20 protein-coding genes and 3 pseudogenes are annotated in these 20,462 nt (G+C 68.1%); 14 read left to right on the top strand and 9 right to left on the bottom strand.

Annotated features, from left to right (window positions below; genetic code table 11):
- Positions 1-265: pseudogene (locus ABGB12_RS34645) on the top strand (IS3 family transposase); the annotation flags it as partial.
- Positions 266-805: 540 nt separating this feature from the next.
- Here ABGB12_RS34645 and ABGB12_RS34650 read toward each other — a convergent pair.
- Positions 806-2,066 (bottom strand): annotated as a pseudogene (locus tag ABGB12_RS34650) (IS3 family transposase).
- Positions 2,067-2,326: 260 nt separating this feature from the next.
- Complete coding sequence (locus tag ABGB12_RS34655; protein ID WP_347684728.1) at positions 2,327-2,545, bottom strand: hypothetical protein; 219 nt, start codon at positions 2,543-2,545, stop codon at positions 2,327-2,329.
- A 680-nt stretch (positions 2,546-3,225) separates the two neighbouring features.
- Here ABGB12_RS34655 and ABGB12_RS34660 point away from each other — a divergent pair.
- Positions 3,226-3,714 (top strand): hypothetical protein, encoded by a 489-nt coding sequence (locus tag ABGB12_RS34660; RefSeq protein WP_347684730.1) that lies wholly within the window; start codon positions 3,226-3,228, stop codon positions 3,712-3,714.
- 205 nt (positions 3,715-3,919) lie between these two features.
- On the opposite strand, the pseudogene ABGB12_RS34665 reads toward ABGB12_RS34660, so the two are convergent.
- Together ABGB12_RS34665 and ABGB12_RS34670 are read right to left on the bottom strand one after the other, a co-directional pair.
- A pseudogene (locus ABGB12_RS34665) lies at positions 3,920-4,106 on the bottom strand (IS5/IS1182 family transposase); the annotation flags it as partial.
- A 660-nt stretch (positions 4,107-4,766) separates the two neighbouring features.
- Positions 4,767-5,498, bottom strand: a complete 732-nt coding sequence (locus tag ABGB12_RS34670; RefSeq protein ID WP_347684732.1) for an SDR family oxidoreductase — start codon at positions 5,496-5,498, stop codon at positions 4,767-4,769.
- A 106-nt stretch (positions 5,499-5,604) separates the two neighbouring features.
- Between ABGB12_RS34670 and ABGB12_RS34675 the strand changes: the two genes are divergently transcribed.
- The 6 genes from ABGB12_RS34675 to ABGB12_RS34700 all read left to right on the top strand — a co-directional run bounded on the left by ABGB12_RS34675 (position 5,605) and on the right by ABGB12_RS34700 (position 10,208).
- The gene (locus ABGB12_RS34675) at positions 5,605-6,453 is read left to right on the top strand and encodes a LysR family transcriptional regulator (protein WP_347684734.1); all 849 of its coding nucleotides are present in this window, start codon (positions 5,605-5,607) and stop codon (positions 6,451-6,453) included.
- A gap of 77 nt (positions 6,454-6,530) precedes the next feature.
- On the top strand, positions 6,531-6,875 hold the full coding sequence (locus ABGB12_RS34680; protein ID WP_347684764.1) for a DUF6247 family protein: 345 nt from the start codon (positions 6,531-6,533) through the stop codon (positions 6,873-6,875).
- Between the two features lie 5 nt (positions 6,876-6,880).
- Positions 6,881-7,084 carry a hypothetical protein gene (locus ABGB12_RS34685; RefSeq protein ID WP_347684736.1) on the top strand — a complete coding sequence of 68 codons (204 nt, stop codon included), beginning with the start codon at positions 6,881-6,883 and terminating at the stop codon, positions 7,082-7,084.
- Positions 7,085-7,131: 47 nt separating this feature from the next.
- Positions 7,132-7,437 (top strand): hypothetical protein, encoded by a 306-nt coding sequence (locus ABGB12_RS34690; RefSeq protein WP_347684738.1) that lies wholly within the window; start codon positions 7,132-7,134, stop codon positions 7,435-7,437.
- Positions 7,438-8,442: 1,005 nt separating this feature from the next.
- On the top strand, positions 8,443-9,045 hold the full coding sequence (locus tag ABGB12_RS34695; RefSeq protein WP_347684740.1) for a hypothetical protein: 603 nt from the start codon (positions 8,443-8,445) through the stop codon (positions 9,043-9,045).
- A 77-nt stretch (positions 9,046-9,122) separates the two neighbouring features.
- Positions 9,123-10,208 carry a HupE/UreJ family protein gene (locus ABGB12_RS34700; RefSeq protein WP_347684742.1) on the top strand — a complete coding sequence of 362 codons (1,086 nt, stop codon included), beginning with the start codon at positions 9,123-9,125 and terminating at the stop codon, positions 10,206-10,208.
- Between the two features lie 165 nt (positions 10,209-10,373).
- On the opposite strand, the gene ABGB12_RS34705 is transcribed toward ABGB12_RS34700, so the two are convergent.
- Both ABGB12_RS34705 and ABGB12_RS34710 read right to left on the bottom strand, forming a co-directional pair.
- Positions 10,374-11,027 (bottom strand): response regulator transcription factor, encoded by a 654-nt coding sequence (locus ABGB12_RS34705; RefSeq protein ID WP_347684744.1) that lies wholly within the window; start codon positions 11,025-11,027, stop codon positions 10,374-10,376.
- Positions 11,024-12,217: a histidine kinase gene (locus tag ABGB12_RS34710; RefSeq protein WP_347684746.1), complete on the bottom strand. Its 1,194-nt coding sequence runs from the start codon at positions 12,215-12,217 to the stop codon at positions 11,024-11,026. Before ABGB12_RS34710 ends, ABGB12_RS34705 begins: the two co-directional genes overlap by 4 nt.
- 166 nt (positions 12,218-12,383) lie before the next feature.
- Between ABGB12_RS34710 and ABGB12_RS34715 the strand changes: the two genes are divergently transcribed.
- From ABGB12_RS34715 to ABGB12_RS34740, 6 genes are all read left to right on the top strand, one after another.
- A complete protein-coding gene (locus ABGB12_RS34715; RefSeq protein WP_347684748.1) occupies positions 12,384-12,611 on the top strand; it encodes a hypothetical protein in 228 nt (75 codons plus the stop codon).
- 16 nt (positions 12,612-12,627) lie between these two features.
- Positions 12,628-13,326: an ABC transporter ATP-binding protein gene (locus tag ABGB12_RS34720; protein WP_347684749.1), complete on the top strand. Its 699-nt coding sequence runs from the start codon at positions 12,628-12,630 to the stop codon at positions 13,324-13,326.
- Positions 13,323-15,758 (top strand): ABC transporter permease, encoded by a 2,436-nt coding sequence (locus ABGB12_RS34725; protein WP_347684750.1) that lies wholly within the window; start codon positions 13,323-13,325, stop codon positions 15,756-15,758. The genes ABGB12_RS34720 and ABGB12_RS34725 overlap by 4 nt, the downstream gene beginning before the upstream one ends.
- Positions 15,759-15,781: 23 nt before the next feature.
- Positions 15,782-16,429: a class I SAM-dependent methyltransferase gene (locus ABGB12_RS34730; protein WP_347684751.1), complete on the top strand. Its 648-nt coding sequence runs from the start codon at positions 15,782-15,784 to the stop codon at positions 16,427-16,429.
- A 138-nt stretch (positions 16,430-16,567) separates the two neighbouring features.
- A complete protein-coding gene (locus tag ABGB12_RS34735; protein WP_347684752.1) occupies positions 16,568-16,702 on the top strand; it encodes a hypothetical protein in 135 nt (44 codons plus the stop codon).
- Between the two features lie 125 nt (positions 16,703-16,827).
- Positions 16,828-17,556 carry an expansin EXLX1 family cellulose-binding protein gene (locus ABGB12_RS34740; protein WP_347684753.1) on the top strand — a complete coding sequence of 243 codons (729 nt, stop codon included), beginning with the start codon at positions 16,828-16,830 and terminating at the stop codon, positions 17,554-17,556.
- Between the two features lie 637 nt (positions 17,557-18,193).
- Here ABGB12_RS34740 and ABGB12_RS34745 read toward each other — a convergent pair.
- Genes ABGB12_RS34745 through ABGB12_RS34755 form a run of 3 tightly spaced genes read right to left on the bottom strand, consistent with a single transcriptional unit; the run spans position 18,194 to position 20,423 of the window.
- A complete protein-coding gene (locus ABGB12_RS34745; protein ID WP_347684754.1) occupies positions 18,194-18,547 on the bottom strand; it encodes a DoxX family protein in 354 nt (117 codons plus the stop codon).
- Positions 18,548-18,605: 58 nt separating this feature from the next.
- On the bottom strand, positions 18,606-19,187 hold the full coding sequence (locus tag ABGB12_RS34750; protein ID WP_347684755.1) for a VOC family protein: 582 nt from the start codon (positions 19,185-19,187) through the stop codon (positions 18,606-18,608).
- Positions 19,188-19,220: 33 nt separating this feature from the next.
- The gene (locus tag ABGB12_RS34755) at positions 19,221-20,423 is read right to left on the bottom strand and encodes an acyl-CoA dehydrogenase family protein (protein ID WP_347684756.1); all 1,203 of its coding nucleotides are present in this window, start codon (positions 20,421-20,423) and stop codon (positions 19,221-19,223) included.
- Between the last annotated feature and the right edge of the window lie 39 nt (positions 20,424-20,462).

Consider the following 20,462-nt stretch of genomic DNA (forward strand, 5'->3'; position numbering starts at 1 on the left):
TTGCGCCCAGTTCTTCGACTACTACAACAACGAACACCGCCATTCCGGCATCGGAATGCACACCCCCGCATCCGTCCACGACGGAACCGCAGCGAAGATCCACACCGCGCGGGTAGCCACGCTGAACGAGGCCTTCCTCGCCCGCCCCGAACGATTCCACGGACGCCGCCCCCGACCGCCGGAGCTGCCGGCCAACGCGTGGATCAACAAGCCACCCACCACCCACCGAACCGACACACCACCACAAACCGCTCAAGCAAGCTGATGTCTCATTCGGTTTGACAGGTTCCGGGTGAACCTCGCTATCACTCTTGACACCTGAGGCGTTGCATGTGACAGTCAAGATCCAAACTGTGGCTGGGTTACTGTTTTGCGCCGTGACGCGATGGAGTTCGTCACGGGGTATTGCAGGCTCCAGCGACAGGTCACCCTCCGAGAGGTGGTCCGTCGTGACATCTGTAGTTGTTGTGCTTGCATGTGCCTGGATTGTGCTGGGCCTGGTAGCGCTGTTCCGAGCCCGTCCCGCAGATATCCCTGAGGTACTCCGTATCCTTTCACGCCCTGGTGCACCGGTACGTGGGCTGCAAAGCACCCTTGAGAGCCTTGAGCAAGGCAAAACGGTTCAGGATTAACGCAACACCCTGGCCGTAGCCGGGCGCCGGTACCGCGAGAGACAGCGGGGCGTCCGGCCGACTGGGACCGGCGTCCACACCGCACGCGCTGCCACCCTTGTTCACCCCTCCAACGGGCGCGCAACGGGCACGGCTTCGAGGCCTCTCGGCAGGTGTGAACCGCCCCGGGTTCGTTAGAGACTTCCGGTGGTGGCTGTGAGCTGGGGTTTCGTGGTGTTCAGGTAGTGGTTGGTCTCGTATTCTGCGGGTGGGATGTGGCCGATCTCTCCGTGGAGTCGGCGGTGGTTGTACCAGTCGACCCACTTTGCGGTGGCGAGTTCGACGTGCGAGAGCGTCTTCCAAGGGCCGCGTCGTTTGATCACTTCGGTCTTGAACAGGCCGATGGTCGACTCCATCAGAGCGTTGTCGTAGGCATCGCCGACCGACCCGATCGAGGCCGCGATCCCTGCCTTTTCCAGATGTTCGGCCGGCTTGAAGCTGGTGTATTGACTGCCGGCGTCCGAGTGATGGATCAGGCTTCCCCTCTCATGGGGGCGGCCGTCGCGGTCGCGCTGCCACAAGCCCATCTCCAGAGCATCCAGGACGAGCCGTGTCTGCTTGCTGGTCGAGGCCGCCCAGCCGACGATGCGGCGGGAGAAGGTGTCCACGACGAACGCGACGTAGACCACGGCGGCCCATGCGGCGACGTGCGTGAAGTCCGCGACCCAGCAGCGGTTCGGCGCGGAGGCGACGAAGTCCCGGTCGACCAGGTCCGGGGCCCGCGCCGCGCTGGGGTGGGCATCGTGGTGACGATCTTCCTGCCGCGGACCGCGCCGCTGATCTCCAGGTCGCGCATCAGCCGCTCCACGGTGCAGCGGGCGACCTGGTGGCCTCGGCGGTGGAGCTCCCGCCAGATTTTGCGGGCTCCGTAGACCTGGTAGTTGGCGTCGTAGATCTCCTGGATCAGGGCTTTGAGCTCCTCGTCTCGACGGGTCCGCGTTGATGGCGCGGCCCGGCGTTGGTGGAAGGCGTAGTAGGTGGAGGGGGCGATGCTGCACTCGTGCATGGTCAGTACGCGGCAGATCGGCTGGAGGCCGCCGAAGCGGTCCCGGTGCTCGTCGATGAACGCTACGAGCGCAGATGCGGCCGGTCGAGCTCGGCCGCGAAGAAACTCGCGGCCGCCTTGAGGATCTCGTTCGCCCTGCGGAGTTCGGCGATCTCTTTCTTCAACGCTTTGACCTGCGCTGCTTCCTCGCTGGTGGTGCCCGGCCGCTGCCCGGCGTCGATCTCGGCCTGGCGGACCCAGTTGCGCAGGGTCTCCCTTGATCCGATCCCGAGTTTCTGCGCCACGGCGGCCATCGCGGCCGACTCGGTCTTGTAGTCGGGGCGGACCTCGGCGACCATACGGACCGCTCGCCGGCGCAACTCGGGTGGGTACTGGGACGGACGTGCCATGACTCAATCCTTACAAGTGATCAAGTCTCCCGACAAACCGGGGCGGTTCACTATGCGATCGTCGACACTCCCGAGGGCGACCGGGCTGGCTGGATCGGCTTCAAGGGCGAAATCCCCTCGGCCGCCGTCGAGATCGCCAAAACGATCCCCGCACCGGTGGAGCTGGTCGCCAACAAGGGCTACTCCGAAGAGGACCTGGAAGGCGAACTCGCTCGGGCCGCGCGGGAACTCCCCACCGGTAGCCGGCACCGGGTGCTCAGTTACGACATCCGCACCGGCACGATCAGCATCACCGTCGATCCGGGCGCGGCGATCACGACAGAGAACGAGAAGGCCGACCTCGTGCGCGCCTCCACTCCGTCGGCCTCGGAGATCCCCGGGGTGTCGTTCTCCGTCGAAGTCAAGAAGACCGGCCTCAGGTTCAAGGACACGTACGCGCGCGGCGGAGGGTACTTCAACGGCGGCGCATCCTGCACCACGGGATTCAACGTCACCAAAGACGGAGCGCACAGCCCGACCACCGCAGGTCATTGCGTGCCCAATACCTGCACCTTCGAAGCCGCGGCCTGCAACCGTGAGTACGCGAATCAGGGCAGCGACGGCGGGAGTACGCCCATCAAATTCAAGCTCAAGCATGAGGGGCACTACGGCGACTTCGCCCGCTACGGTCCTGGTAACTTCACTGCGACCGACACCTTCTACTACGGCTGGGGCGTCAAGCGCTATGCCAACACCGTCGCGGCGACCGGGGACATTTACCAGGGAAAGCCCATCTGTAAGTTCGGGAGGAACAGCGGCCCCGGCTGCACCACCGTTTACAAGAAGGGTCTTTTGATCGACAACATCCACTATCTGGTTGCTGTGGACTCGGAGATCACTGTGGGAGGGGGGACAGCGGCGGTCCGTGGTTTACGGGCGGCCAGGCCGTCGGAATGCTTTCGGGAGCCACCGACGGCCCGTATGAGGGTGCGGTCCGCGACCTCATCAGCCCCGTTCATCTCATCCCCAGCGCCCTGGGCGGCTGGCAGGTCCGCACTCACTAGCCTGAGAAGGCCATGGATCGAGGGGCCTGTCCGAAGTCGAGGCGGCTACGCGCCTGTGGGCCCGAGCCGACTTCGGACAGGCCCTGGCCGCCACCTGAGAGCAGAGGATTCACCACATGCGTGGACTCGTCACCGCCGCCGCACTCCTGACCTTGATCTCGGCGTGCAGCGCCTCCGGCGGAGCCGAACCGAAGGAATCCTCTCCCTCTCCCGTGGTCGATCACAAGATCGGTACCTTCACCGTAGGCGAAGGCGGGATCCTGGTATTTACGGAGTTCCGCAGTCTTATCCACAAGGCCATCACGACATGGATGCCGACCTACGACCAGGCGAAGGGCTGCTTCTCCGTACAGCCGCAGGATCCCGGCGAATCCCCAGCGTCCGTCCTGCCCGTCTGGCAGGCAGGCACGAAGCCGGTCATCGTCGAAGGCGTCCACGGCATACAGATCCCCGACGGCCGGGTGATACTGGACGGCCAGGCTTTCAAGGCCACCATCGGACACATCTCCGATGAATCGCAGACGTCCCTTCAAGAAGCCCTTTCCGCAGCGAGTCTTCCGGCCTCATGCGGGGACTCTTCCGGCGTCGTCGTCCTCAAGCCCTGACGCAGAGATCTGGTGGCTCGTCACGCCACTTTGAACGTTTCCCAGCACGCGGCGAGTTCGCGGCTGTGAAGGACGTGGACAGCTTCGGCGAGGCGCCCGGCGCGGTGATGTGGCTGCCCACTCCTTGATAGGCCTTGCCGGCCAGGGTGAGGATCCCGCTCTTTCCCGGCTCGTGCAGGATGCCCCGCACCCGGACGGTGATCAGCTCATGGGTCTTGCCCGGCAACGCCCCGGACGTCCACAGGATCCGCCCATCCGGGCCCGCTATGACCCGCACGTTCATCCCATGGCATGGGTGTTCGATCGAGAAGTAGGGCCAGTCGGCCGCAACACGGCAGCGTTCCATCCAGGATCAGGTGCGTCAGCCCGTCCCTTTTGGCCTTGCGCAGAGCCGTTGTGATGTTCCCCCCGTTTGACGGGCACCGTGGTGTTGCCCCGGTTTCACGAACTCGCTGGCGAGGAGACTGGAGCAACACACCGTGGCTGTCGACCTGGACGAAGCTCAACTGCGGGATGCCGGTGGCGAAGGCGCTTGCGCCTACATGAGGGCCGGTGGGTTTCACCAGAGAGGTGAGCCACAGACGGAGCACAGGGCGCGAAGAGCCCGTACTTGTCCGAGTGCCGCCTCCTGCTGCTGGGCCTGCCCACTGGTCTGCTTGAAGGCAGTGCAAGAGCTGTCCGGCTTTGGTGAAGTCCGGTCCACCGACCTCTCATAACACAACAAAGAGCCAACCAAGATCATCAAATTATGATCTTGGTTGGCTCGAGGCTTGGTAAAGCACCCCCAACGGGAAGCGCTCCACGCGGCTGCACGCTCACGGTGTCGGCCGTGTTCTCGTCTGCTGCGTGACTCGCCCGAACAGGCGCCGGACACCACGTCGTCGGTGTCCGGGCCGCAGGGGAGGCGCTGTCCGGAACCTTCAGGGCATCTCACTCGAGGGTCGCGATGTCCATGGGTTTCTTCTTATGGCGGGACAGACGATTCGCGTGTGGAGAACGTGGTATCGGAGGTCGCACGGGTGGGCCGTGCGCAGATGGTCGGTCCGGCGGTGTTACCAGGGCACGACACCGGCATCCTCGAAGAACCCTCCGGTGGGACCGCCGTCGGGCAGGGTGGCCAGGCGGATGGCGATCGCCGCTCCTTCCTGGGGGCTGCGCACGCCGCGGAAGCCGTTGAGGTCGGTGGCGACGAACCCCGGGCAGGCGCAGTTGATGAGGATGTTCGTGTCGGCCAATTCCCGTACGTACTGCAGAGTGACCGCGTTCAGGAACGACTTCGAAGGCGGGTAGGCCACGGCCACCGGGCCGGTGGTGGTCTCGCTGCCCGCGCCGGACTGGCGGGTCAGGGAGCCGACGCTGCTGGACATGTTCACGATCCGCGGTGATGGCGCACGGCGCAGCAGCGGCAGCATGGCGTTGGTGACCCGGATGACACCGATGACGTTGGTCTCCACGACCTTGCGGATGACGGCGGCATCGACGGTGCTCGGCTGCTGCGGTCCGCCTCCGGTGATGGCGGCGTTGTTGACCAGGGCGTCCAGGTGTCCGACGCGTTCGGCGATGAGGTCCGCGGCCGCGGCGACGCTGTGTTCGTCGGTGACGTCCAGAGGGACGCCGAAGGCGTCGACACCGGCCTCGATCAGTCCGGCCACCGCCTCATCGCGCCGGGTCCGGTCACGGGCGCCGACTCCGACACTGTAGCCCAGGGCGCCCAGACCCGCCGCGATCTGGTAGCCGATTCCCTTGTTCGCCCCGGTGACCAGGGCGGTTTTGGTCGCGTTCATGCCTTCAATGATGTGGACCGGTTCGGTGGGGCGTCCAACACCGCTTGGGTCACGAGCGATACCTCACAGGTATCGATGGGTGTCGCCTCTTGAGTAGCCTGTTCGCGTGGATTCACGCGAGCTGCGCTATTTCGTCGCCGTCGCTGAGGAGTTGCACTTCGGCCGTGCGGCGCAACGGCTGGGCATCGCCCAGCCACCGCTGTCACGGGCGATCATCCGGCTCGAACGCCGCCTGGGCGCCGCGTTGCTGCGGCGCACCAGCCGCTCGGTGACCTTGACCGAAGCGGGCGCGGTCCTGCTGCGTGAAGGCCGCAGGGCCTTGGACGCGTTGGAAGCCGCCGAGCGCCGCGCTCAACGTGCGGCCCGTGCGGCCACCGGCCGCCCCAGCCTCGTTCTGGTCGCCAAAGCAGCCGCCTCCAGCGAGCTGCTGGCGAAGTTGCTCCACGCCTACGCAGCCGAGCCCGGAGCGATCCACGTCGACGTGATGCTCTGCAGACCCGGTGAGCAGGAACGACTACTGCGCAATGGGCAGGCGGACGTGGCCGTTCTCCACCGGCCGTTCGATGAGACGGCGGGTTTCGACACCGAGGAGATCCTCACCGAAGGACAGGTCGCGGTCCTGCCGGCCGCGCACACGCTCGCCACTCGTAAGGATCTGCACTTGAAGGACCTGGCGGATCTGGAGGATCTTCCCGCGCCCCGCTGGCCCGGCTCTGACGGCGCCTACCCCGCCGGCCCCGGCCCCGAGGTGCAGAGCCACACGCAGCTTCTGCAGCTCGTCTCTCTCGGCCGAGCCCTGATGGTGGCACCCGACTCCTGCCGCTCCCAACTGCGTGACGATGTGGTCGCCGTCCCGGTCGTGGACGCACCGAAAGTGACCACGGTCATCGCCTGGCCCCCGCACAGCCGCTCACAAGCCGTCGCCGATCTCGTGCGAACGGCGCTCCGCCTTTGACCGTCTGCACATCCGCTCTCCTGCGGGGAGAAGCTCAACCAGGGACTGCCGGTGGTCAGGGAGATAGCGTGGTCGGCATGACTGCTCGGCCTCTGGAGCCCGTGGGGCCGTGTGATCCGGGTGAGGATCCGGCTGCGATCTTCGACGCGCTTCCGTCGTCGCATCGCGCCCAGTTCCGGGCGGAGTATGACGAGGCTTTGGACGCGGCCCACGATCTTGCTCGCTTCAAGCAGGTACAGGCGTTGTTGCGTCAGTGGCGTCTGCGGGCGATCGCCTACGCTCGTCCGGGCTATGAGGAGGCTGTGCAGGACGCTCTTGAGGGTCGTACGGAGATGTTCACGCGCTATACCCCGCCGGACTGGGAAGGCCGGGTGCGAGCTATAAGTTCGACGGTTTCCACGGACGGGCCCTGTATGAGCTGAACGGTTTGCCGGAGGACGTGCGTGACGGTCCGCTGCTGGAGCGTCTGATCGAGCTCCTTCACGCTCCCTGGGGCGCGGTTGCAGAGCGCCCTGGTCAGTCCATGGTGAGACATGCCTTCTTCGGAGAGACAGGCCAGGGGATGCTGACGTTCATTCTCAACGAGGAGACGCAGACCCTGCGCATCATCGACATCCTCTGGGCCGGCTGATCTCGTTCCTTTCGAAGGCCGTCACTGGTGCGGGGCAGGATGTTCCCATGGTCTCTTCGTCGCTTGTCCGCACGTTGGTCGGGCTGGTCGTGCAGCGTGACTGGTTCTTCGAGGGCTGTGATGACGAGGTGCTCGATCCGGATGACGCGGTCAAGCAGTTGGAGTGGAGCGCATACGTTCTAGGCGGGTTGTCGGAGACCGACCGCCGGGCCTTTCTCGCTGTCTTGGCGGAGCTGACCGCAGAGGAAACGGATCCCGGTCTTCGTGAGCTCATGGAGTCCTACGGCGAGGACACGGGGCTGACCGACCTTGAGCTTCCTCCTCCGGCATGGACGCCGTGGCTGTGGATGTAGGCGAAGCTCATCCAGGCGATTCCGGAGGCTCGAAGGCACTCGCGCCTCTATCGGGGTCGGCGGGCTCCGCCGGTGAGGTGAGCCGCAAGACGGAGCATAGGACGCGAAGATCCCGTACTCGTCCGGTGTCGCCTCCGGCTGCCGGGCCTGTCCACCGATCCTGCTTGAGGACAGTGCAAGAGCTGTCCGGCTTTTGGTGAAGTCCGGTCCACTGGCCTCTCGTGAGAAACAAAGAGTCGACCAAGATCGTCAAATCGTGATCTTGGTCGACTCAAGGTTTGGCAAAGTACCCCCAACGGGAAGCGACCCACACGGCTGCACGCTCACGGTGTCGACCATGTTTCCACCCGCCGCGTGACGGCGTGGGTGTCCAAGCCTGACGTGGCCGAACGGGGGAAGCTCAACCACCTTTGAAAGGGAGAGGACGATTTTGCCGTCTGACCTGGCAAGGCGCTGATCGCGTTTGGCTTTTCGTTCGGGCGCACGACGGACACGTGCAAGGGCGGGGTCGCCTGATCGGGTCGGGCGGCTCGGTTCGGTTCGGTCTGGCGATCAGGGGACTGCCGGTGGCGAGGGAGATAGTGGGGATGAGCGTCGGCCTGCTCTCACCCGAGCTCGTGGATGCCCGACACCACCGGTGTCCGCGCTGTGAGGAGAAGTCCGGCCGGAGTCGCCGAGGTATCGGCCGTTGGCCACGGCAAATCCGGTGTCGATGACGCAGATGCTGTCGCCGACCACGAGTTTTGGAAGCGGCCCCTCCTGTTTCATGCGTGGCGGTCTCATCCCTGGAACCGGTCACCGCCCTGGTGGGCCTTGCCTGAACCCGCGGCAGAGGGAGATCGGCGAACTTTTCGGGTGCCGGTACCCGGCGCGGACACGCCGACGACAGGCCCGTACCCGGGGCCTCGTCGGCGGCCGGGACGGAAACCCCGGCCGTTAGGCTGCTCGCGGGCTAGGGTGACCAGTGCTTTCTACGGGGTAGGCGGCTCGGTCGAGGGGGGGCGAATGCGCAGAGAGCAGGTCGAGCGCGTTGTCCTGGTCTCCTCTGCCGTCTCATTCGGGCTGTCGGGCTGGCTGGTGGCGCACGGCCTGACCGAGTGGCTGCTCACCCACCAGCATGTGATCGACACCGGGGGCGTGGTCCGCCACAGCCACGGGTTCCTGGGTCCGGCGACGGTGGTGGCCGTGTGCCTGGCCGCCGCCACGCTGCTGAGCCTCTTCGCCGTGACATCGCGAGGCGGACAAGAGCGTGAACTCCCACCGATACGGTGGTGCCGCGACCTGCGGAGATCAGCGGCGCTGTCGAGTGCCGCCTACGTGGTGGCCGAGGCCGTCGAGCACCGCTTCGACACCGCGGCGCAGCTTCCCGGGCCGCTGGTCGTGCTCATCGGCGCGACGGTGTACCTGCTCGTCGGGATCGTCACCTCGCTGCTGTGGCGCGGTTCGACCCGGGCGGTACGTTCGCTGGCCGCCCGCCTGTCCCGGCCGCCGCAGCGATCGCCGCTCAAGGCGATCAGCATCCCGGCGTCCGGTGAGGCGCCAGTGCTGCGTCGTCAGCGGTGGGCGCTTCCCATCGCGGGGCGCGCGCCTCCTTTCCTTCCGGCATAGACGACATCTCTTGTCCTCGCGCTGCGCCCACCTGCCCAAGGGCGGAACGCAGTGCGGTTCTCTGCTGGAAGGTTCACATGAACACCTGTACTCGCGGCGGCCCACCAGAGCCGCAGCGTTCCTCCATCATCGGACGCGCCGCCGTGCGACGCGCCGGAATGATCGGCCTACCGGCCGTGGCGGCCGTCCTCGCCGTGCCTGAAGCGGCCTATGCCCACGGTGTCACCAACACCAGCGGCAGCACTCCCTCGTTCATCTGGTCCGGGTTCGTCCACATGCTCGCGGGCTGGGACCACCTGCTGTTCGTGGCCGGGGTCCTGCTGCTGGCCGGGACGGTCAAGCGCGCCGCGCAGATGATCTCCCTGTTCGCGCTCGGGCACAGCCTGACCCTGATCGCGGCGACCATGGCCGAGTTCAAGATGAATGCGACCTTCGTCGACGTGGTCATCGCGCTCAGCCTGGTGTTCGTCGCCGTGGTCGGCTGGATCGGACGGCCGCAGCGGTGGACCTGGTTCGGGGTCGCGGTCTTCGGCTTCGGCCTGATTCACGGCCTGGGCCTGTCCACGCGCCTGCAGGAGCTCGGCCTGCCGCACGAGGTGCTGCGCCAGCTGTTGCGGGTGGTCGCCTTCAACATCGGGGTGGAGTTCGGCCAGCTCGCGGCCATCATCGTGATGTTCGCGGCGGGCACCGCCGTGGCCAAGTACATCACCTGGCCGCACGCGTGGAAGACCTTCCACGGTGCTCTGGCGGCGGTCGGCGTGGTCTCGGCCGTGCTGCTGGCCTTCGGTGTCATCGGCGTGGTGTCCGAGGACAAGGCGAAGGCCACCGGCAGCGGCGTCTGCCAGGTACGCGACCGCACCGAGACCTACCCCGGCGCAGCCGGCGGGACGCATCCGGCGAAGCTCTTCTTCGAGCCGTCGGAGACGACGCCGATGAACGACTTCGGCCATGTGCTCGGCGACGGAGTGGTCCTCATTCACTACCGCCCTGACCTGGCCGCCGACCAGCTGACACAGTTGCGTGACTTCGTGACCGGCAACGACGTCTTGGTGGGCGGTCCGGCTCCCGGCCAGGCCGAAGCCCTCAAGGCCGTCGGCATCTCCGAGACCCTCGTGTGCACCGCCCTCGACCTGGACGCACTGGCCGAGTTCGCGAACACCTGATCACCCGCGCATCAAAGGAGTGACAGCCGCACGCTCGGTGGGCGACCGCACACACGGCGTCCACCGGGCTCGAACGAGCAGCGCGTCAAGGCCGTGACGATCTTCGAATCTTGCGCACCTGGAGAGGATTGTCGATGCATTTCTTCGCCTCCTTCTCGCCGGTGCTCAGGAAGGGGTGTTGATGCCGGTCTCGTAGGCGAAGATCACGGCTTGGATGCGGTCGCGGAGTCCGAGTTTCATGAGGATGCGCTTGACGTGTGTCCTGATGGTGGATTCCTCGACGACGAGTGCGGCGGCGATCTCGCGGTTGGACAGGCCGCGGGCGATGAGTTCGAGGACGGCCAGCTCGCGCGGGGTGAGGTCGGCGAGTTTGGCCTGGCCGGTGAGGTCCGGTACGGGCTGCTGGGCCATGCGGCCGATGACGCGGCGGGTCACCGAGGGGGAGAGCAGGCAGTCCCCGGCGGCGATGGTGCGGACGGCCGTGATGAGGTCTTCGGGTCGTGAGCGTTTGAGGAGGAAGCCGGAGGCGCCGGCCCGCAGTGCGCCGAAGATGTAATCGTCCTGCTCGAAGGTGGTCAGGATGAGGACCTTGGCGTCGGGTGCTTCTCGGCGGAGCTCGCGGGTGGCGGCGATGCCGTCGAGGTCCGGCATGCGCACGTCCATGAGGACGACGTCCGGTGCCAGGCGGCGGGCTTGAGCCACGGCTTCGCGGCCGGTCGCGGCCTGTCCGACGATCTCGATGTCGGGGTCGACGGTGAGCAGTTCGACGAGCCCGGCGCGCATGAGGTGGTCGTCGTCGGCGATCAGTACCTGCGTCATGTCCCGTGTCCTCCGTAGGGGATGCGGGCTTCGACCTTGAACGAGTCCCGGGCGCGGACGGTGTTCAGCTCGCCTCCGAGCAGTGTCGCGCGTTCATGCATGCCGATGAGCCCGTGCCCGCCTCCGGGACGCACGGCGCGGATACCGTCGCTCACCGGGTTGGAGACGGCGAGAAGCAAGGCCGTGTCGCCGAACGCCATGGTGATGTCGGCCGAGCCGGTGCCGTGCCGTGCCGCGTTGGTGAGGGACTCCTGGAGGATCCGGTAGGCGGCCTGGTCGGCGGCCCTGGCCAGGGGTCGGGCGTCGCCGCCGCTGGTGAGCGTGACCTTCAGCCCGGCCGCCCGGTGGTGGGCGATGAGCGTGTCCAGGGAGGACAGGCCGGGTGGGGCCTCGATCCCGTCGGCCGCCTCACGCAGGGTGGTGACGAGCTGGTCGATCTCGGCGGCGGTCTGCCGCGCGAGTTCCTCGATCTCGGTGAGGGCGGCCAGAGAACGTCCGGGGTCCCGGTGGTGCCGCAGCCGGGCGGCTCCGGCGCGCACCGCGATCACGCTGATGGCGTGCCCGGCCGAATCGTGCAGGTCGCGGGCGATACGGGTGCGTTCCTCGGCTGCGGCCAGCAGCCGCTCGCGTTCGGCGGCGCGTTCGGCGCGCAGGGCTCGCTGCTCGAACTCCGCTACTTGCTCGCGCCGGAGCCGGGTGCGCTCACCGGCGAAGTAGGCGGCGGCGATCCCCATGCCCGTGTGCAGCAGGTCGGCCACCGGAGATCCGGATCGGGAGAAGGCGGTGACCCCGAGATAGGCGAGGAACAGTCCGGCCACCGTCGCCGTGGTGCGCCTGTCCCAGGCCGCCCGGCGACCGGCCGTCAGCAGGTAGAGCGCCGCGACCGGACCGAGCGGGCCGACGATGGTGCCCACGTGGTAGCCCAGCCCGGACATCAGGACGCTCACCACGGTGGTGATCACCAAGACGGCGAGCGGCCGGTTCCGCCAAGCCAGCAGCGGGAGCGCCGCGCCCCCGGCCAGCAGGCCGCTCACGATGCCCAGATCACTCGGTCCGGAGCGGACGAAGGCGACCCCGCCGTGTTCGAGCTGCACCAGCGTCCCGGCGAACGCGACCGCGGTGACGGTGGCGTCGAAGAGCACCTGGCGGCTCGGCCGGGGGAGAGAAGGGCTGCGCGCTGTGCTGGTCATGGTCACCGCCCAGGGTAGAGGGCCTGTTCGGAGCCATGAATCCCCCTGACGGAGGATTCCTGTCCACGCGGCGTGGACTCCGAAGATCCGTCATCGGGGCGTTTCGGGCGGGGGGTGGCGGCCGGTGGACTGAGGGCCACCATCCGGGTCAGACAGGAGGATCCGCATGAGCGGTCCATTCACCCGAGCGGGCATCGGCCCCGGCCAGGCGGGCGGGGGGCGCCGGTGGGTCAGGGCGGCGGTCATCGCCGCGGCGATCATCGGCCTGCTGGCGGTCGTGATGATGCTGCTCGGCGGGCTCGGCCTGCACGAGATCCCCGATCACGGCGGTGACCCCTCCCCGCCGGCGAGCACGGCCCCCGGCGGCCACCGTCCGCCCTTCGACCACGGCTGACCGGAGGAGACAGATCATGAAGAAATCGATCAGTGTCAGCGACGTCGTCAAGGACTACCCGACGGCGGGCGAGGGGTTCCTCGCGCTCGACGGGCTCAGTCTGGAGATCGCCGAAGGACAGTTCGTGGCGATCGTGGGACGGTCGGGCAGCGGGAAGACGACGCTGCTGAACCTGCTCGCCGGGATCGACCGGCCGACGTCGGGCACCGTGCGGGTCGAGGGCGCCGACCTGGCCTCGCTGGCGGAGACGGAACTCGCCGCGTGGCGGGGACGGAACGTCGGGCTGGTGTTCCAGTTCTTCCAGCTGCTGCCGACCCTGACCGTCGTGGAGAACGTCATGCTGGCGATGGACTTCGTCGGGAAGGTCCCGACAGGCGAGCGGCGCGGGCGCGCACGGGAACTCCTGGAGCGGGTCGGCATCGGCGACCAGGCCGGCAAGCTGCCCGCCACGTTGTCAGGCGGGCAGCAGCAGCGGGCGGCGATCGCGCGGGCACTGGCCAACGACCCGCCGCTGCTGCTGGCCGACGAACCGACCGGCAACCTCGATTCGGCCACCGCCGATGCGGTCCTGGCTCTGTTCGGCGAACTGAACGACGAGGGGCGGACGATCGTGGTCGTCACCCACGAGCGCGACATCCGCTCGGTCGTCGGCCGGGAGATCCGGCTGGTCGACGGCAAGGTCGTCGCCGACACCGGCGCGGGGGTGGCGTCGTGAGCCTCCTTGCGGTCAAGCTCCGCCGCGACCTGCGGGCGAGCTGGTCCCGGTTCGCGCTGATGGTGCTGGCCATCGCCGTGAGCCTGACGGTGTTCGGCGGGGTGCTGCTGGCGTGGGCGACCATCGGCCGGGAGACCGAGAACGCCTACCTGGGCACCGAACCGGCTTCGGCGACGATCGTGCTCGACGAGCCCGTCCCCGCCGAGCAGATGGCGGACCTCGTGACGCAGGCGCGCGAGAGTCCCGGCGTGCTCCAGGCGATCGGCCGCACGCAGTTCAGCACCGAAGTCCAGGTGGACGGTAGGACGCTGGACGTCCCGATGCTGGTGTTCGCCGCCGCCCCGGACGACCCGATGCGCATGGTCAGGTTCGACGCGCGGCGCGAGGGCTCCTGGCCGCCCGCCTCCGGGGAGATCCTGCTGCGCGGCGACTCACTGGACCTGCTGGGCGTGAACGTCGGGGACACGATGACGATCAAGACGCCGAGCGGGCAGAGCCTTTCGGTCCGGGTGCGGGACACCGTGTACGACCCGAGCCTGGCTCCCTCGCCGCAGGAGCAGAGGGCTTACGGCTATCTGTCCACGGCCTCGCTCGGGTCACCGGTGATGCTGGACCAGCTGAAGATCCAGGCCTCGGCTCCCGGAGGGACCGAGCCGAGCCGTGAGCGGGCCACCGTGGCCTCGGTCGCGGGGGAGGTCGGGGACCGGCTGCAGCGAGACCGCGGCCTGACCGTCGAGGAGATCCAGGTCCCCCGGCCTTATGCTCACCCGCACCAGTGGCAGGCGGACGTGTTCCTGCTGTCGCTGCTCGCCGGGGGCGCCGCCGCCCTGCTGCTGAGCACGATCCTGGTGGCGAACATGCTCAACACCCTGTTCACCCGGCAGATCCCGCAGATCGGGATCATGAAGGCGATCGGCGCCGGCTCCGGCCGCATCGGCCGCTTCTACCTGGTGATGACGCTGCTCGTGGCCGCGGCCGCCACGCTGCTCGCCCTCGGACCCGCCATCGGTGTCGGCCGCCTCCTCAGCGGGCTCCTGGACATGCTCGGCGTACAGGCTGCCAGCCTCACCGCTCCCTGGTGGACCTACGCGGTGATCGTGGCCGTCGGCCTGGCCCTGCCGTCTCTGATGGCGCTGTGGCCGCTGATCAGGACCAGCCGGACGACGGTCCGGGCGGCCATCGACCACCACGGCGGCGGCACGAGACCCGGCAAGGCGACCGGCGTCCTGGCCCGGATAGGGGGCATCGACCGTCTCGATCGAGACCTGGTCATGGCGCTGCGCAACACGGTGCGGCGGCCGGCCCGGTTCTGGCTGTCGGTGGGCCTGCTGGCCTGCGCGGGCACGGTGTTCGTCGCCGGGATGTCGCTGAACTCCGGCACCCAAGCCGTCGACGAGCAGCGCAAGTCCCAGCGCACCTGGGACGTGGAGGTGGCGCTGGCCGACCCGGCGGCGACCGAAGCCGTCACCAAGGCGGTGAGCCGGGTACCAGGGGTCACCCGGGTCCAGGCCTGGCAGCGCACCCCGACCAGCGTCGCCGCAACCGGACGGCTGCCCTTCACCCGCACCTACCCGGACCAGGGGCACGGCAGCGTCGCGATCAACACCGTCCAGACCGGTCGGTCACCGTCGAAACTGCTCGAAGGCCGCTGGCTGAAGCCCGGTGAGACCAGGGCGATCGTGCTCAACCAGATCACCCGCGACAACTCCGTCCCCGACCTCGGTGCGGGCGATGACGTGCGGCTCTTCCTCGACGGCAAGCCCACGACCTGGCGCATCGTCGGCATCATCGAAGAGAGGGAGGCCGGCGGCGGAGGCGTCTACGCCACCGCAGAAGGACTCGCCCAGGCCACAGGACGGCTTCAGCAAGTCAACCAGCTACGCGTCTTCACCGACGGCCACGACGAACAGACCCGCAAGGACGTCGCGGAACGCATCAACACCGCCCTGGCCGCATCAGGCGTCACCGTGAAGTCCGCGGCGTCGATCAGCCGGAGCGACGCCGCCTCCTCTGGACACCTCGGCCCCGTCCTTGCGGTCCTGTTGGGAGTCGCGCTGCCGCTGGGCGTCGTCGGCGCCATCGGCCTGGCCTCCACGATGAGCGCCAACGTCCTGGACCGGACCCGGGAGTTCGGCGTCATGCACGCCCTCGGTGCCCGGCCGTCGGCTGTGCGCCGCATCGTCGTGACCGAAGGCATCATCCTGGCGCTGACCAGCTGCATCGTCGCCGCCGTACCCGCCCTCGCCCTCACCGCGCTCCTCGGCGACGGACTCGGCGAGCTCTTCCAGAACGCGCCCCTGCCCTACCGGATCTCCGCCCCCGCCGTCGCGATCTGGGTCGGGCTCGCCGTCCTCGGCTCGGCACTGGCCACCGACGCCGCGGCCACCCGCGCCTCGCGCATCACCGTCCGCGAAGCCCTCGCATACCTGTAGAGCACCGAGAAAGGAAAGCAGCCATGGGCACCGGAAAACCCGGCCACCGCCACGCCGAGCACCCCGACGGCGGCACCATCGACCACCCCGCGGCCTACGAGGCCCTATCGACGGTCCTGTTCTTCGGACGCCGCCGCCGTGTCTTCAGCCATATCGCCGTGCTGACGGGCGCGAGCCCCGGCGGCCGGGTACTGGACGTGGGCTGCGGCACCGGCTACCTCACCCGCCTGCTGTCCCGCTTGGCCGGCCCCACCGGCGCGGTCACCGGGCTGGACCTGTCACCCTCGATGATCGACTACGCCCGCAAGCACGCGCCCGCCAACTGCTCCTACGTGGTCGCCCCCGGGCAGGACATGCCGTTCGAGGAGGCCTCCTTCGATGTCGTGGTCTCCAGCCTCGCCGTCCACCACATTCCCGCCTCGGAGCGCGCCGCCGCTCTGCGCGAGATGCACCGCGTGCTCCGTCCCGGAGGCCGGCTCCTCATCGTCGAGTTCCGCCCACCGACCCACCGCACCCTCGCCCACGTGATCGGCAGGATCACCGGGCCGGCCATGCGTCACGACCCGAAGGAACTCCTCGAAGGAATCATCGCCGACGCCGGATTCGTCACCAGGAAAGAAGGCGCCCTGCGCCCGTTCCTCTACTACGTCGCGGCCGCACGCCAGTCATAGGCCACGAACGGGAAGCGCTCTACACGGCTGCACGATCACGGTGTCGGCCGTGTTCCCGTCCACCACGTAACGGTGTGGGGCCACGTCAAAGGGCATCGCGCACCATCAGCCCGACCGAGCGCCGACACCACAACGTTCGTGGCCGTGCCACGGGGGGGAACTCAATCCGCCTGCCGCGAGCGGCTGCGCGACATGACGGTCGAGCGGGAGGACATCTGCCGGGCCGTCCTCGCCCCGGCAGCGCTGGAACGGCGCTCCGTCCTGGTTTCCTGACCGTCGAGTGATCAGAGGGGCTCTGCTGTTCGAAATCCAGTGTTGTGGCCAAAGATGCGGCGGAGTCTCCTGAGTTGCGGCACTCTGTAGGGCGGCTGCTCGAACCCCTGGACGGAGGCCGGCGTATGACTCTTCGGTGGCATGGACGGATGGCGGGTGCCTGCCTGGTGGCGGTCGTGGCCGGAGTGCTCACCTGGACGGCGGTGGTTTCGGACGGGGCCGTGGCGGCGAGCGCGGTGGCCGCCGGGAAGGTGAAGCCCAAAGTCACCTACCGGGGCGTCGCCACCTTCTACGACGTCGGGAACGGCGACGGCGGGGCGTGCATGTTCGGACCCGCGGAGAGCCTGATGATCGCGGCGATGAACACCGTCGACTACGAGACGGCCCGGGCCTGCGGCGCCTACGTGCGGGTGCGGGCGAACGGGCGGGCGATCACCGTCAAGGTGGTCGACGAGTGCCCCACCTGCGGCAGGGGCCAGCTCGACCTCAGCGAGCGGGCCTTCGCCGAGCTCGCCGACCCCGTCAAGGGCAGCATCCCGATCACCTGGCGGCTGCTCAGCCCGAAGACCTCGCGGAAGGTCGCCGTCCGGTACAAGAGCGGATCGACCCGCTGGTGGTGCGGCGTCCAGGTGATCGACCACCGCAACCCGGTGGCGCGACTGGAGGTGCGGACCTCCAAGGGGTGGAAGGGGCTGCCGCGCACCGGCTACAACTACTTCCTCTCCGCGAAGGGCGCCGGGTGCGGCAAGGCCATCAGGGTCACCGACATCTACGGGCAGCGGTTGACCGTCCGGGGCGTCAAGCTGCGGCCGGACGTCGTCCAGCGGACACGCGTCCAGTTCGCCAGGCACTGACGCCGCCCTTGCCCCGGCCCGCGGTACCCAGCCTGACATGACCCCAACCTGGTTGCAGCCGAATGGCTGCACGTCCGCCGGCGGTCCGGCCCGCCGTCAGTTGATGATCGCGCATCGATTCGGGATCGATCATGGATCGTATGAGGGTTCATGACGGTGGGGGCGACGAGCACCGGCTGTTCAGACCGTTCGTCACGCGCTGAGAACGTTCAGTCGAAGAGGCTGCCGAAGCCTTCCGAGTCTCCGGGGTCTCCGAAGGCCTCGGTGTCGGCGCGCGGATGCGGCGCTCGGCGTCCCTGCCCGTTGTGATGCACGGCGGACGCGTCCAAGGCTGTGTGGAAAGGGACTGCACGGCGGTGTGAGAAACCCTGTGCGCGTTCTGGCTGCGCGGCAGGTCAGGCCGGGGCCGGAATCGCCGGTGCAGATCAGGTCCGTGAGGAGGTCGACGGGCCGCGTCGGGCGGGAGCCTGATGCCAGGGAGGGTGTGGCCGGCGGCGGTGGCGTTGCGTTCGCCCTGCGTGCGCAGACCGAGGCCGCCTCCTTCAGTGCGGCCTCGGTCTGCGCGGCGCTTGACCCGAACACGTGGATGCTGCCGCAGTGGCGGACTGGCCTGGGGTCTCGGTCGACGGCTTGGGCGTCAGAGTTCGGCCAGGTGGAGCGCGAGGATCATGAGGGCGATCGCGCCGAAGAGAACGGCCGGGATGAGGGCTTTGGCCGGATCATTGGCTCTGCGGTGGGAGGTGAAGCCTCCGATGCAGACGATGGCGAGTCCCAGGCCGGCGGCGATGCCGAGAGGTGGCCACCACAGACCGATGACGAGCCCGGCGGAGCCGGCGAGTTCGAGGAGACCCAGTATGCGGAAGGTGGCGGTGGAATGGCCGTGATGCTCGGCGAGGCCGACTGCTGTCGGTGTGAGCAGGGCCTTGGGCAGGCCGGTTCTGACGAATCCCGCCGCGAGGAGGATGGTCAGGACCACCGAGGTGATGGACATCTTCGCCTTCGTGAAGGTCGGGCTCGTGAGTGATGTGAGGTGTAGGCCGGATCGGGTGTCAGGGACTGGGAGCGGAGAAGCGGAGCGGGGAGACCGGCTGGTGGATCCGGCGGATCAGGAAGTCGCCCTCCGGCTCGCCGTCGCGTAGCCGGGTGAGCCAGTCCTTCGGGTCGAATTCGACGCCGATGGGGTTCTCGGCGTAGCCGGGCCCGAACATGAAGGCGTTGGTCTCCTCGGGGGTGGGGTAGCTGTCGACCTGGAATTCCATCTGGTTTCCGTCGGGGTCGCCGTAGTAGAGCGAGACGGTGACGCCGTGATGGATGCACCAGTACGGTTCGATGCCCTCGGCCTTGAGGTGTTCCCAGTTCTCCAGGAGGTCCCGCAGTGAGGCGAAGGTGTAGGCGACGTGGTCGACGCCCACCAGGCCGGTGCGGTTCTTCTCCTGGGGGTCGGGGTCGAGGAGGTCGAGGTCCACGAACGCGAAGCGGTGGTGCTCCTCGTCATAGGTGAGGAAGGCGAGCATCTCGTTCTGGAACTGGACGCGGGCGCCGAACACCTTCTGGTACCAGTCGAGCATCTCGGCGAAGCGGTGGGTGCGGTAAACGACGTGCACGAACGCGGTGGGACGGATACGGCTCATGGTCGTCTCCTCGGTCGGGGTGCGGGGCCGGGTTCAGATGATGGGGGTCATCTGCTGTTCGATGCCGAGCAGGGATCGTCCGTAGGCTTCTGCGCTGATGCTGGGGCTGGCGATGGCGTGGCGGGCGGCGGTGCTGGAGTCTCGCCAGATGCGCTGGAGGGGGTTGGATTCGGCGAAGCTGGAGGCGCCGTTGGCGTCGAGCAGCAGGTCGATGGCCTCTCGGCAGCGGGTGATGGCGTAGCCGGTGTCCATGCGGACGCGCAGCCGCTCGGTGACGTCCATGGGCCGGCCTTCGGCGGCGGCCTGGTCGATGTGGGCGGCCGATCGGAAGATGTGCAGGGCCGCGGTGTCGATGAGTTCGGTGGCCTGGGCGATCTGGAACTGGGTGGAGGGTGCCTCGGCGGCGTGCTCGTAGAAGGTGTAGGAGATGCCGCGTCCACCGATGGTGGCCAGGGTGTGGTCGAGGGCGGCACGCGCCAGGCCGAGCTGGGGTCCGGCCAGGATCACGCTGAGGGCGGGGATGAGGGAGGAACGGTAGAGCGGCTCGTCGGGGTGGTTGTCGGGCTGGTCGGCGCCGAAGGCGAGCGGTGTGTAGCGGTGGGCGGGGACGAAGACGTCCTGGGCGATGAGGGTGTTGCTGCCGGTGCCGCGCATCCCGACGACGTGCCAGGTGTCCTTGATCGTGAGCTGGTCCATCGGGATCAGGACGTTGCCGAACTCGACGACCTGACCGTCCTCGTCGGTGACCTGGACTCCCAGCGTCGCCCAGGTGGCGTGCAGAGAGCCGGAGGCGAATCCCCAGGAACCGGTGACGGTGTGTCCGTCGCCGGTACGGGTGGCGGTGCCGCTGGGGGTCAGGACGCCGCAGACCCGGGAGTCGGGGTCGGCGCCGAAGATGTCCTCTCGGAGCTTCTCCGGGGCGAGTCCCGCGGCCCAGTTGCAGATGTTGATCAGGGCGATCACCCAGGCGGTCGACCCGCAGGAGCGGGCGATCTCCGCGTTGACCGCCAGGAAGGTCGCGAAGTTCGCCTGGTGGCCGCCGTAGCGGCGCGGCACGGTCAGCTTGAACAGGCCGGCCTCGGTGAGAGCCGTGATCGTCGTCTCGGGCAGGCGCCTGTCCGAGTCGGTCTTCGCCGCGTTCGCGGCCAGCAGCGGGCCCAGTTCGCGGGCGCGCCGGACGAGGTCGGCGTCGGCGGACGCGCTGTACTGCATCGGGAACTCACCGGGAACGGACACGGGTACCTCCTGGGATTGGGTGGGTCGTCGCTGATTCCA

Source organism: Actinocorallia sp. B10E7 (genome assembly GCF_039871655.1).
Classification (GTDB): Bacteria; Actinomycetota; Actinomycetes; order Streptosporangiales; family Streptosporangiaceae; genus Actinocorallia.

Coding starts and splice junctions, on each gene's coding strand:
- ABGB12_RS34660 (WP_347684730.1), top strand. CDS start 3,226: ATGCGTGGACTCGTCACCGCCGCCGCACTCCTGACCTTGATCTCGGCG.
- ABGB12_RS34670 (WP_347684732.1), bottom strand. CDS start 5,498: ATGAACGCGACCAAAACCGCCCTGGTCACCGGGGCGAACAAGGGAATC.
- ABGB12_RS34680 (WP_347684764.1), top strand. CDS start 6,531: ATGACTGCTCGGCCTCTGGAGCCCGTGGGGCCGTGTGATCCGGGTGAG.
- ABGB12_RS34690 (WP_347684738.1), top strand. CDS start 7,132: ATGGTCTCTTCGTCGCTTGTCCGCACGTTGGTCGGGCTGGTCGTGCAG.
- ABGB12_RS34695 (WP_347684740.1), top strand. CDS start 8,443: ATGCGCAGAGAGCAGGTCGAGCGCGTTGTCCTGGTCTCCTCTGCCGTC.
- ABGB12_RS34700 (WP_347684742.1), top strand. CDS start 9,123: ATGAACACCTGTACTCGCGGCGGCCCACCAGAGCCGCAGCGTTCCTCC.
- ABGB12_RS34705 (WP_347684744.1), bottom strand. CDS start 11,027: ATGACGCAGGTACTGATCGCCGACGACGACCACCTCATGCGCGCCGGG.
- ABGB12_RS34710 (WP_347684746.1), bottom strand. CDS start 12,217: ATGACCAGCACAGCGCGCAGCCCTTCTCTCCCCCGGCCGAGCCGCCAG.
- ABGB12_RS34715 (WP_347684748.1), top strand. CDS start 12,384: ATGAGCGGTCCATTCACCCGAGCGGGCATCGGCCCCGGCCAGGCGGGC.
- ABGB12_RS34720 (WP_347684749.1), top strand. CDS start 12,628: ATGAAGAAATCGATCAGTGTCAGCGACGTCGTCAAGGACTACCCGACG.
- ABGB12_RS34730 (WP_347684751.1), top strand. CDS start 15,782: ATGGGCACCGGAAAACCCGGCCACCGCCACGCCGAGCACCCCGACGGC.
- ABGB12_RS34740 (WP_347684753.1), top strand. CDS start 16,828: ATGACTCTTCGGTGGCATGGACGGATGGCGGGTGCCTGCCTGGTGGCG.
- ABGB12_RS34745 (WP_347684754.1), bottom strand. CDS start 18,547: ATGTCCATCACCTCGGTGGTCCTGACCATCCTCCTCGCGGCGGGATTC.
- ABGB12_RS34750 (WP_347684755.1), bottom strand. CDS start 19,187: ATGAGCCGTATCCGTCCCACCGCGTTCGTGCACGTCGTTTACCGCACC.